The sequence below is a fragment of the Microcystis sp. M165S2 genome (genome assembly GCF_020245885.1).
GTDB lineage: Bacteria > Cyanobacteriota > Cyanobacteriia > Cyanobacteriales > Microcystaceae > Microcystis.
Map to the genome: position 1 here is coordinate 1 of NZ_JADBTZ010000401.1, position 11,543 is coordinate 11,543.

9 protein-coding genes and 1 pseudogene are annotated in these 11,543 nt (G+C 39.8%); 6 read left to right on the plus strand and 4 right to left on the minus strand.

Going from position 1 to position 11,543, the window contains the following annotated elements; translation table 11 throughout:
• Positions 1-121: 121 nt before the first annotated feature.
• Positions 122-805, minus strand: a pseudogene (locus IM479_RS19875) (bile acid:sodium symporter family protein); the annotation flags it as partial.
• A gap of 290 nt (positions 806-1,095) precedes the next feature.
• Between IM479_RS19875 and IM479_RS19880 the strand changes: the two are divergent.
• Entirely contained in the window at positions 1,096-1,569 is a 474-nt protein-coding gene (locus IM479_RS19880; RefSeq protein WP_287687135.1) for a CRR6 family NdhI maturation factor, read from the plus strand.
• 94 nt (positions 1,570-1,663) lie between these two features.
• Positions 1,664-2,872 carry a 4-hydroxy-3-methylbut-2-enyl diphosphate reductase gene (locus tag IM479_RS19885; protein ID WP_287079993.1) on the plus strand — a complete coding sequence of 403 codons (1,209 nt, stop codon included), beginning with the start codon at positions 1,664-1,666 and terminating at the stop codon, positions 2,870-2,872.
• A gap of 429 nt (positions 2,873-3,301) precedes the next feature.
• Here IM479_RS19885 and IM479_RS19890 read toward each other — a convergent pair whose 3' ends face one another.
• Positions 3,302-3,487, minus strand: a complete 186-nt coding sequence (locus IM479_RS19890; RefSeq protein ID WP_002798718.1) for a hypothetical protein — start codon at positions 3,485-3,487, stop codon at positions 3,302-3,304.
• A gap of 16 nt (positions 3,488-3,503) precedes the next feature.
• On the minus strand, positions 3,504-4,337 hold the full coding sequence (locus tag IM479_RS19895) for a hypothetical protein (RefSeq protein WP_036388488.1): 834 nt from the start codon (positions 4,335-4,337) through the stop codon (positions 3,504-3,506).
• A 458-nt stretch (positions 4,338-4,795) separates the two neighbouring features.
• On the opposite strand from IM479_RS19895, the gene bchL reads away from it, so the two are divergent.
• The 4 genes from bchL (at position 4,796) to IM479_RS19915 (ending at position 9,248) form a co-directional block, all read left to right on the plus strand.
• Positions 4,796-5,665 (plus strand): ferredoxin:protochlorophyllide reductase (ATP-dependent) iron-sulfur ATP-binding protein, encoded by an 870-nt coding sequence (gene bchL / locus IM479_RS19900; protein WP_002759152.1) that lies wholly within the window; start codon positions 4,796-4,798, stop codon positions 5,663-5,665.
• Positions 5,666-6,052: 387 nt separating this feature from the next.
• Positions 6,053-7,453, plus strand: coding sequence for a ferredoxin:protochlorophyllide reductase (ATP-dependent) subunit N (locus IM479_RS19905; RefSeq protein ID WP_286827430.1), 1,401 nt, complete (start codon positions 6,053-6,055; stop codon positions 7,451-7,453).
• Between the two features lie 77 nt (positions 7,454-7,530).
• Complete coding sequence (locus tag IM479_RS19910; protein ID WP_287687136.1) at positions 7,531-8,334, plus strand: nucleoside phosphorylase; 804 nt, start codon at positions 7,531-7,533, stop codon at positions 8,332-8,334.
• Positions 8,335-8,837: 503 nt separating this feature from the next.
• Positions 8,838-9,248: a hypothetical protein gene (locus IM479_RS19915; protein ID WP_287687138.1), complete on the plus strand. Its 411-nt coding sequence runs from the start codon at positions 8,838-8,840 to the stop codon at positions 9,246-9,248.
• Positions 9,249-9,341: 93 nt separating this feature from the next.
• Here IM479_RS19915 and IM479_RS19920 read toward each other — a convergent pair.
• Positions 9,342-11,543 (minus strand): CHAT domain-containing protein (locus tag IM479_RS19920; RefSeq protein WP_287687139.1); only part of this gene is annotated, 2,202 nt, incomplete at its 5' end.

Genomic DNA, 11,543 nt, shown 5'->3' on the forward strand with positions numbered 1-11,543 from the left:
GGCCGAATTTGAAGTCTTTTCTGAACGAAACCCCTTACTATCTGTTGTCAAGGTTCAGTTTTTAGCTTGGTTATCGCTTTTTCCATTGTAGCTTAAAGCCGTCCTAAAAGGACGGGGTTTTAACCCAAATTTTCGATAAACGACCACTGAAAAAGCCAATTAGGGAAGCAATCGTATGTAAAATGATCACTGCGATGCCAGCTTGAGCAATGAATAGGGGCAAACGTTCCGATTCTCGGATTATTAATAAGCAGATAATAACTGCTAGAAAAATCACGGCTAAACGATTAGTTATCGGTTCCAGACTTTTGGCCAGTAAAGGGAAGTAATGGCGGATAGTCATACCGATAACCAGGGGTAAAACTATAATCAAAAATATCTGCGCCATAGTAGAACCAATGGGTAAGGAGATGGCGGCACTTTCACCCATAAAATGCTGTAAGCTCAAACTAGCTAAAAAAGGAATGGTGAAAATGGTGATGATGCTGCTAAAAGCGGTTAAAGTAACAGAAAGGGCCACATCTCCCTTAGCTAAATAGGTTAAAACATTGGAGGAAGGACCGCTGGGGCAAATGGCGACAATCATTAAACCGACGGCAATTTCTGGACGGAGAGGTAAGATAGAAGCAACGATAAAACCGACGATCGGTAAGATAATAATTTGATTGACTAAACCGATCAGAACTGCTTTGGGATAACGGGTGATACGCTGAAAATCGGCGAGAATTAATCCCAATCCCATGCCTAACATTAAAACGCCTAGGGCAACGGGTAAGAGGATATTAGTAAAAAAGTTGGCTTGCATGGGATAAAAGCGGAGAAGATGCGCTTATTTTCCCATAAATTGACTAATTTATTCTTGTCCCTGGTTCCCGATTTTGCCGACTAAAAAACCCCGGTGTGCAAGAGAGGTTAAATTGTAGGAGAAATCCAACCTTGGGGATTTTAGTCCAGTTTCCCTCTCTCGCTCTGGAGTGAGAGAATAGTCATACCCAGTTTTTTTGTCCCGATCGAGAGTATTTTCTGAGATAGATCATTGCCGATCTGGGGATAAAAAACGGTAATTTCGCCCGATATAACCTTTTATTTGCGCCTATGACTGTCAAAATCGCTCTTAACCCCAATCAGATTCAAAATCTCGATCTATCATCTTTAGAGACTATTATTCAAGATTATCAGTCCCAATCAGCGATCGCCGAACTGGAACAAACTCTACAATTAGAGATAGATTATCCTCGCGCGGAGGGTGATATGCGGGAATTATCGGAGATAGCGGAAGTCAGACTGTGGTTTCTACGTTTAGATGCGGTTTATCCCTGGTTAATCTTTATTCTTGACCCAAAACATGGAGAAATCGCCCGTTATGCTGCTATGTTGGTCCCCCATCAATTCCATCGCGGGGAAGGAATTCAATATAATCCCGAAGCTTTGGAGATTTTTGTGATGCAAAAACTCTTTATTTTGTCTGATTGGCTGAAAAGTCAGCAAATTCCTGCTTTATCTCGCTTAAAATTTTTCGCTCAACAGTTTGGTTACGACATCGACGAGGAATTTCTCTCTCGTCTCTAAAAGCCTCCTGCGCTGACTAGATAAGGTATTTTTAGTATATGGCAAGCTACTGTCTAGCCCAATTTAGCACCACCAATACCCCTATCAGAGAATCATGGATACAAAATCCTTTAAACGTACCCTACAGCAGTCGGATAACTATAACCGCAAGGGATTCGGTCATAAAGAGGAAGTAATGGATGCGATGACCAATGAGTATCAAAGCGACCTGATCCAAGAAATTCGGGAAAATAATTATCGTTTACAACGGGGTGACGTGACGATCTATCTCGCTCAAGCTTTTGGGTTTTGTTGGGGGGTAGAACGCGCTGTTGCCATGGCCTACGAAACTCGTCAACATTTTCCCCTGGAACGTATCTGGATTACTAACGAAATTATTCACAATCCCTCGGTTAATCAGCGTCTGCGCTCCATGGCCGTGGGTTTTATTCCGGTCGAAAATGGCCAAAAAGACTTTAGTGTGGTGGAATCGGGGGATGTGGTGATTTTACCTGCTTTTGGGGCCAGTGTCTCGGAAATGCAAATACTTAACGATAAGGGTTGCATGATTGTGGATACCACTTGTCCCTGGGTTTCTAAGGTGTGGAATTCCGTGGAAAAGCACAAAAAAAGCGACCACACTTCGATTATTCACGGTAAATATAATCACGAAGAAACGATCGCCACTAGCTCTTTTGCTGGCACTTATCTGATCGTTTTAAATTTGGCTCAAGCTAATTATGTCGCTAATTATATTCTCCACGGTGGCGATAAAAATGAGTTCTTAGAGAAGTTTAAAAATGCACATTCCCAGGGTTTCGATCCCGATCGCGATCTAGATTATATCGGTATTGCCAATCAAACCACGATGCTGAAAAGTGAAACGGAGGAAATTGGCAAACTCTTCGAGCATACTATGTTGAGAAAGTACGGACCGATCGATTTTAAAGATCATTTCATGAGTTTTAATACTATCTGTGATGCCACTCAAGAGCGTCAAGATGCCATGTTTGAACTGGTGAAAGAACCGCTTTCTTTAATGGTGGTAATTGGGGGTTATAATTCCTCTAATACCACTCACCTACAGGAAATAGCGATCGAGCGTGCCATTCCCTCCTATCATATCGATAGTGCCGAGCGTATTCTCCCCGGTAATCGCATCGAACATAAACCTTTAGGGGACGATTTAATCATCACCGATAACTGGTTAAATGAGGGAAAAATTGCCGTCGGAGTGACTTCTGGTGCTTCCACTCCCGATAAGGTGGTAGAAGAGGTGATCGAGAAAATTTTTGCGTTCAAATCTTCTTTAGTCCCGGGTTAATTAGCCTAGGTGTGTTAGCCTTTAGCAATGGCTGCATCTCAGATCACAAATAGGAGATGCAGCCGATATTTTTATCAGTGGGATTGCTCAGAAACTAACTACCGCAATCTTGACATTGACGTTAGAACCGTTGGATTCTTCTCGTTGGGTCTATCTCACATTTGCAGAAATACCGACAATCAGCAATTATCAGTGACTTTTAAATTATTACAGATATATCAGCAGCTGTCTGTAAGCATCCCACCGAAAAACTAATGCGCTCCGGGGTTTGGGGAGTAGAACCCCCCAAAAGCTTGGATTGAGTGATAAAATCGAAAGTAAGGCCCGACTTTAGCAGAGAGTTTCCCCCTAAAAATCCCAACTTAGTAGATTTACAAAAATGAGATGCGGCCTTCTCGTTTCTGTCTGGAAGGAAGAGCCAATATTTTCCTAAAAACGGCGGGTTTTATCGATTCCGTAGATAATTCCCGTCACCACGGAAGAGAGAATTAATAACAAAATTAATCCTCCGGGTAAAAAAGATAATATTCCCATGCCGCGCAATATATAAACTAACACGGTCACTAATAGGAAACCGAAAAAAAGAGACTTTAAATAACTAGAATTTGAGCGCATTTACTTAGATTAACACTTACTCTTGAGTTAAGTTTAACTTTTCGGCAATCATTGCCAGAATTTTTTCTTCCCTTTTTCCGTTACTGATAGATTCCAGTAACCGGCAATTGAGGATAATTTTTTCCCCGTTGGATAAGGTTAAAATAATCCGTCGGTAATTAGACCCCAAAAAGCCTTTGTACTCTTCTACTTTTGCCTCAACAATTCTCTCTAAAAGATAATCACTTTCACTTCTAAAAATTAAATGTTGTCGCTTGCGGGTTAGGGTAGAGGTTCCCTGATTAAAGACATAACTCTCCCAATAGCTGACATCATAAAGTAACAATAGACCAGACAATAAGCATAACATACCCCAGAGATAATAGGGATAATTATGGTGGTGTTCTAGCAGTGCTGACAAGGTATCTAGGGGACTTTTGGCAATAATTTCCTGAGCTTGATATCTATTCACAAAACTATCAAATCGAGTTTTAAAATCACTAGCTGACTGCACATCCCGAAAATTCTCGATGTAGAGATAGTTATTTCTTCCGACCAATAAAACCGTGTTATTAACAGTTTTTTTCTGCTCAACACTGATAAAAACTTCTTGATAGACAGCCGTAGCTTTAATGTGAGTCAAAGAAAAATTTTCCCGACTAGAAACAGGAAAATTATACTCTTGGACATATTGACAATCTATCCTTTTTGTGCTTAACCTAATGCAGTTGAGATAAGCGCGCTGGAAAGAAACCACATAGGCTAAAAAGAGCAAGGGAACCCCAGCCAGAAAAAAACCCAGAAAAGGACGATATTTAGGAGCCTTATTTTCTAATAAGAGTGTAGTCAGCGTTTTTTGCTTAACTCGCATAGGAAACCCTACAGGTACTTTGTTCTAATTGTACTACAGCCTTTCGGCGTCCTTCTCAGGATCTATTTATTTAATCTGCTGACCGGGAAAATTGTAATGATTATTCACGAAAATCTTACATCAGTCTCTAGACTGCCTCTATCTTGACCTTTTTTGTCTGGGTTTGGCACGGTAAAACCCTGTTTATCGAGTTTTTGTAAAGCTTTGGCGATTTTTTGTTTATTGTTTGTATTTAAAGTAAATGTATGAACAAAGCTGTTTTTATAAGTTTTTATGACTTTAAAGAACTTTATAAGCTCTAAAAGATTATTTATCTAATTTTTAAGCTTTCAATCTCACTCTAGCTATAGCAGATAAAAATTGAGCCTCTTTCCAAGGGGTGGGGAGATGGTCAATAATGGCGATCAAAGCACTGATAAACAAACTCACCATTCAAGCGCACATTTAGGAGAACTTCCATGCCTTTAACACTTGCAGTCTACGGAAAAGGTGGCATCGGTAAATCGACAACAAGCTGTAATATTTCGGCCGCTTTAGCCAAAAGAGGCAAAAAAGTCCTGCAAATAGGCTGTGACCCCAAGCATGATAGCACCTTCACCCTGACAGGCTTTCTTATTCCCACAATCATCGATACCCTGCAAGAAAAAGATTTTCACTACGAAGACATCTGGCCCGAAGACGTTATCTATGACGGCTACGGTGGTGTCAAATGTGTGGAAGCGGGTGGCCCTCCGGCCGGTGCTGGTTGTGGTGGTTACGTCGTCGGGGAAACGGTGAAATTATTAAAAGAATTGAACGCTTTTGATGAATTTGACGTGATTTTGTTCGATGTTTTGGGGGATGTGGTCTGTGGGGGATTTGCCGCACCCTTAAATTACGCCGATTACTGCATAATTGTCACAGATAACGGCTTTGATGCTCTTTTTGCCGCCAATCGCATCGCCGCTTCCGTCCGTGAAAAAGCGCGCACCCATCCCCTGCGACTAGCCGGATTAATTGGTAATCGCACCTCAAAACGCGATTTAATTAATAAATACGTGGATCATGTTCCCATGCCAGTGTTAGAAGTTTTACCCTTAATTGAAGATATTCGCGTCTCCAGAGTTAAAGGTCAAACTCTCTTTGAAATGGCCGACAAGGATCCGATGTTAAGTTATGTTTGTGACTATTATCTCAACATTGCCGATCAGATTTTAGCCAAACCAGAAGGAGTTATTCCCAAAGAATCTGCCGACCGGGAATTATTCACTTTATTATCGGATTTCTATCTTAATGCTGATAAACCCAAAGTTAACGCCGAGGAAGAATTAGACCTAATGATGGTTTAGATTATTTTGTAGGGTGGGTTAGCGATAGCGTAACCCACCAAAACCCACCAATAACCACCAATAAACTCTTTTTCTGGGTGGGTTACGGCGAATAATTAACTTATTAGTTAATAGCCTAACTTATCGTCGCCTAACCCACCCTACCCACTGGCCCACCACCCAACTCGATGCAGCTTTAGAACTTAAGTTATCAGTATGTATGTATTTCTTTTGTCAGCTTAATTCCGATGGGGACAAACTGGTAGAAGTCTGAGGATTGAATTTTGATCCGTCAGAAGAAGAAACTAGAAACTTTTAATCCATCACAAGATAGTGAACTACAAAAGATTAGAGAACAGATAAAACGAGAAAACCTCAATAAACTAAGTTAAAGGAGACCCAAAAAACATGACCGCCATTCAAGAACCGAGCGCTTTACAATTTGATTGTGAAACCGGCAACTATCACACCTTTTGTCCGATTAGCTGTGTTGCTTGGTTATACCAAAAAATCGAAGATAGTTTCTTCCTTGTTATCGGCACAAAAACCTGTGGTTACTTCCTGCAAAATGCTATGGGTGTGATGATTTTTGCCGAACCACGTTATGCGATGGCCGAATTAGAAGAAGGGGATATTTCCGCTCAACTAAAAGACTACGAAGAACTAAAACGCCTCTGCTTACAAATTAAACGAGATAGAAACCCTAGCGTTATCGTTTTTATCGGTACTTGTACCACCGAAATAATCAAAATGGACTTGGAAGGATTAGCACCAAAACTAGAGTCAGAAATCGGTATTCCTATCGTGACAGCGCGCGCTAATGGTTTAGATTATGCCTTTACTCAAGGGGAAGATACCGTCCTCGCTTCTATGGTGCATAAATGTCCCGAAAAAGTTAAGAATGAAAACGACAAAGAAGAACGGAATGCTATCCAGAAACTCTTAACTTTTGGACGTAAAAAAGAAGAAATTAAACAGGAAGAATCGGAATATAAAGACCATCCTCCTTTAGTTTTATTTGGTTCCGTTCCTGACCCGATTGTGACTAATTTAACCCTAGAATTAAAAAAACAAGGAGTTAAAATTGATGGTTGGTTGCCGGCCAAACGCTTTACTGAATTACCGGTAATTGAAGAAGGTTATTATGTCGCTGGTGTCAATCCTTTTCTATCACGAACTGCCACCACTTTAATGCGTCGTCGTAAGTGTAAATTAATTGGCGCACCCTTTCCCATCGGTCCGGATGGAACCCGCGCTTGGATAGAAAAAATCTGTTCGGTTTTGGGAGTAGAACCGCAGGGATTAGAGGAAAGAGAGGCAAAAATTTGGGAAAGTTTAGAGGATTATCTGCAACTTGTGCGCGGTAAATCGGTCTTCTTTATGGGGGATAATTTACTAGAAATTTCCTTGGCACGTTTCCTAATTCGTTGCGGGATGACTTGTGATGAAATCGGTATTCCTTACATGGATAAACGCTACCAAGCGGCCGAATTGGCATTACTAGAGAAAACCTGTAATGATATGGGTGTTACCATCCCGAAAATTATCGAAAAACCTGATAACTACAATCAGATTCAGCGCATTTACGAGTTAAAACCCGATTTAGTGATTACAGGAATGGCCCATGCAAATCCCTTAGAAGCGCGGGGAATTAACACTAAATGGTCGGTAGAATTTACTTTTGCTCAAATTCATGGTTTCACCAATGCGCGAGATATTTTAGAGTTAGCTACTCGTCCCCTGCGTCGCAACAATAACCTCAAGGAATTGGGTTGGGATAAGTTAGTTAAAGAGTCAGCAAAAGTGTAAATTTGTTGTCAGAAGTGTACAATCCTCAGGTAAGGAATTGATTTTCCTTACCTTTTTTCAGTATTTAGTTAACTTCAATGTCCAATAACTTATCTCACCAAAAACCCTATCATCTCAACTTTAGCAGTGAGGATTTAGGCACGGCAAAACCGACTATCACCCTATTATCGGGGGAACCAGAACGCTCGCGCTATATTGCTGAAACTTATTTACAAAATGCAAGTTTACTATCGGATTATCGCGGATTAAATAGTTATCTTGGCTATCTAGATAATTCTACCCCAATTCTTCTGGCTACCAGTGGCATGGGTGCGCCATCTTTGAGTATTGTGGTTAATGAATTAATACAGGTGGGAATTAAAACTATTATTCGTATTGGTACTTGTGGTGCAATTCAAAATAGAATAAAAATTGGTGATATTATTATCTCCCAAGCGGCTTTATGTAGGCAAGGTGCTGCTAATGATATTGCTCCTCTGGAATATCCCGCAGTGGCGGATCCTTTTTTGACAGTTGACCTAGTTAAATCGGCTCAATTTTTGGGAGTAAATTATCATGTAGGTATTACCGCTTCTGTGGATAGTTTTTATGAAGGACAGGAAAGAATCCTGTCTTCCGCTAACCCTTATCTTCAGCATCATTTAGAGGGAATTACGGAAGAATATCGACGTTTAAATATTCTCAATTATGAAATGGAAGCGGGAACTTTATTTAAAATGGCGGGGGTTTATGGATTTACTGCCGCTTGTATTTGTGGTGTGATTGCCGAAAGAAGTAAAGAGGAAGGGATTAGTTTAGAAAGCAAACAACAGGCCATCGAAAAAGCGATTCAGGTAGCAATATTGACTGTTAGCAACCTCTCCCCATCCTCAATTAATTAATGTTGAGAAATCATTTTCATTAAGACTTCCTCTTTTTCCTGACTTTGGGGATAACAGGAGATAAGTTGAGCGCATAATTCCTAGTACAAAATAATTGACCGCCTTGTCTAAGTATGGTACATTAATTTGCTCAAAAAAGTGTATTTTGTTGCGAATATGTAATGATTTTTGACAAAAGTAAATTCTCACCCCAAAAAAATTCGCTTTTTCCTAGTCTTCTAAGCTAATCTTGACCGGATTAACTTCCCATCGGTAAAGTCAAAACCGTTAGCGACGAGACGATTATAAAGTCGCGGACAAGCTAAAGCGAGGGATTTTCCTCACGGCATTTGGTGGGATTAAGTAAGTAGTTATAATTAAATTGAAGATAGATTTTGCCTCTGATCCCCCCTTAATCCCCCCTTGATAAGGGGGGTGTCTGATAATTTTTAACGCCTACCTACTTAGGAGCTAATAAGGTGAGATAATAGAAAAAAATTAGTTTTAGCTTTAAGGATGGTATTATGTCAGACACAACGCAGTTAACACCGGAAAAAATTGCTCAGTACCGTATTGAATTTGCGGACAATGAGAACGCTTTAATTGCACTTGATTTTATTGAGGAATGGGAGGGAGATTTAGCAGATGCTGCTGAATCTATTGCCACTCGTAACGGGATTGAAGGGGTAGAAGATAATGCTGATTTTCGTTGGTTTGCTATTGTTCTTAATAAATGTCGTGATTCTATCTGTCAACCGAAGTATGAAACTTTGCGAGAAAAATATTTACCCGCACTTATTCCCCCTGTAACAGATATTATCGCAGGATGTTTTATGTGTCCGCCTGGAGTAGCAGAAATTTTATCAACTATCGTTGCTGTTTATATTCAAGAGCAAGGACTGGATAAATTTTGTCAAAATTGTTCCGATTCTTAAACTCAGAGCTTATCCCTGATATTAAAAACCCGATTTTTTCTGCCTCTAAAAATCGGGTTTTTTGGACTTTTGGATAATGGTGCAAGACCTGAGTTAAACTCCTGTTGCGATAAATGCTGTCCAATAATAGGGATTGGCAAAGGGATAGGGTTCGCGTTTCACTGCCGCTTCTAATAAGTCTTGGAATTTTCTTCTATCCCGTTTACTTTCAAATACTCGATCGAGTAATTGCTGGAATTTTTGGCTATTTTTAATTCTGGTTAATTTTTTACTGTTTAATGTTCTTAACCAGGTTTGAGTATGATTTAAAACAATAGCAATACTTCCTTCATCTCGGATAGAAATCCGTTTAAGATCGTCATAAAATTTAGCCATAAATAAGGTTGTTGCTAGGGGATCTACTGTCCAAAGGGTGCTAACGACACTAGAACTTCCTGCAAATAGAAAACCACTGGGTAAACCCACATATTCATCACTAATACTATCGGCTTTACTTTCTATTATACCACTTTCATCAAAACAAAGTGTGACTAAACGGCATTCTCTTAAATCAAATTTCTCAAGTACTTCCGCTAAAGTTAGGTTAGCTGATTTTCCTAAGTTACCTTCTGGATCTGCTAACATTAAAGCTGAGTCTCTAGGGGATTTATTATCAAATTTTCCATGACAGGAAAAGTGAATACAATGGGACGCTTGTAATTCTTGACGACGGGTTTCTAGGATTTGTTTTGATGCTTCTGATTCACCAATAATAACAGTTTTTTCTGCATCAAATCCTTGACTAATTCTCTCGATTTCTAGATTTGCTCCTAAGAGGGGTTTTAGGTCTTTTCTGGTGGGGTTTTTAATGGCAAAAAGACGAGTAAAGTTTTCTCGCTGTGATAATTTTACCAGTTTTAAAAGTTGGCAACTGGGAATATATCCTACACCTTTAGAAAAGCGTTGATAGAGAAATTGTCCATCTTTTAGGGGTAAACAATGAAGGGGAATAATATGTAAAAACCAATGGGGAATTATAATTAAGCGTTTGCAGTCTTGGGGAATTAGTTCTAAAAGTTCATCAATGGGGAGAATTTCTGATAGTTGATTTAAACAAGAATTAAGATTATTAATCCACTCTGTTTTATTATTTTCATAAGCTTCACGATAATCTTTAATAAAATCAATCAATTTTCCTCGATCTTCTGCTGAAGATTGCCAAACCTTAACCCCTTTTACCTCGCTATTCCCCCCTTTTGAAGGGGGGTTAGGGGGGATCAAACCTTTCAAAGGGGGGTTAGGGGGGATCAAACCTTCATTAGTAACAATAAACGCCATAATTCTATCCCCTGAAATATACCATTCTAAAATAGCGGTTTGTGGATCAATTAAGGATTGAATCTCACTTAATTTAATGGTTTGAACTTTTTGAGCTAAGCTAAAAGTTGAATCTATGGGGGTGATTTCACGGTCAATGAATTGATTTAATTCTTGTTTTAATTGATTGAGGTGAGTATAGTCATTTAAGATGGGTTGTTTTTGTTGATCTAGGGTTAAAGTTACTCCCCGATTGCGGGTTTGTTCTTGGATGGCTAACTGTTGTTCTTCCCCAATAATGGCACGACGGAGGCGATCTAATTCAGTTTTAATAGTTTGAGAGACACCGTTAGGATATCTATCTCGGTCGGTAAGCAATTGGACTAGATAGCGGGTTTTGCTACGTTCAACGTATTCTAAAGTGCGATCTTTTTGATTGAGGTTGAGATAGGATTGAACTATGCCATGATAAACATCCATTGCATCGGAGAGGATTTCTTGTTGTCGTTGGGGGTTTAATGCTTCTAGTAGGGTGATTTCTGACGCTTCGATGGCTAAGTTGTAGCCTTTGATGGCGGTTTCCCAGTCTTCGATAAGGTTAGCAGTATTTCCTAAGTTTCGTCCTGTTCTTAAACAGTTTATAGGAAAAGCAGTGGGGGTATAAACTTCTAAAGATAGGATATAAGCCGCTATCGCTAACTCTAGATTATCTGCCCTTTCCCCTCTGATGCGATCTCTATAAGTAATCCCCAGATTATTTTGTGACCCTGCCCAATATTCAGGAAAGGCTTCACGGGTATATACTTCTAATGACAGGCTATAAGCAACAATAGCTAACTCTAGATTATCAGCCCTTTTCCCTCTGATGCGCTTATTATAAGCATTGCCCAGATTATTTTGTGTTCTTGCCCATTCATAAGGAAAGGCTTCACGGGTATATACTTCTAATGACAGGTTATAAGCAACAATAGCTAACTCTAAATTTTCTGCCCTTTCCCC

Excerpts from the sequence above, each read along its gene's own strand:
- bchL (WP_002759152.1), top strand. The coding sequence starts at position 4,796 with ATGCCTTTAACACTTGCAGTCTACGGAAAAGGTGGCATCGGTAAATCG.
- IM479_RS19905 (WP_286827430.1), top strand. The coding sequence starts at position 6,053 with ATGACCGCCATTCAAGAACCGAGCGCTTTACAATTTGATTGTGAAACC.
- IM479_RS19890 (WP_002798718.1), bottom strand. The coding sequence starts at position 3,487 with ATGCGCTCAAATTCTAGTTATTTAAAGTCTCTTTTTTTCGGTTTCCTA.
- IM479_RS19895 (WP_036388488.1), bottom strand. The coding sequence starts at position 4,337 with ATGCGAGTTAAGCAAAAAACGCTGACTACACTCTTATTAGAAAATAAG.
- IM479_RS19880 (WP_287687135.1), top strand. The coding sequence starts at position 1,096 with ATGACTGTCAAAATCGCTCTTAACCCCAATCAGATTCAAAATCTCGAT.
- IM479_RS19910 (WP_287687136.1), top strand. The coding sequence starts at position 7,531 with ATGTCCAATAACTTATCTCACCAAAAACCCTATCATCTCAACTTTAGC.
- IM479_RS19915 (WP_287687138.1), top strand. The coding sequence starts at position 8,838 with ATGTCAGACACAACGCAGTTAACACCGGAAAAAATTGCTCAGTACCGT.
- IM479_RS19885 (WP_287079993.1), top strand. The coding sequence starts at position 1,664 with ATGGATACAAAATCCTTTAAACGTACCCTACAGCAGTCGGATAACTAT.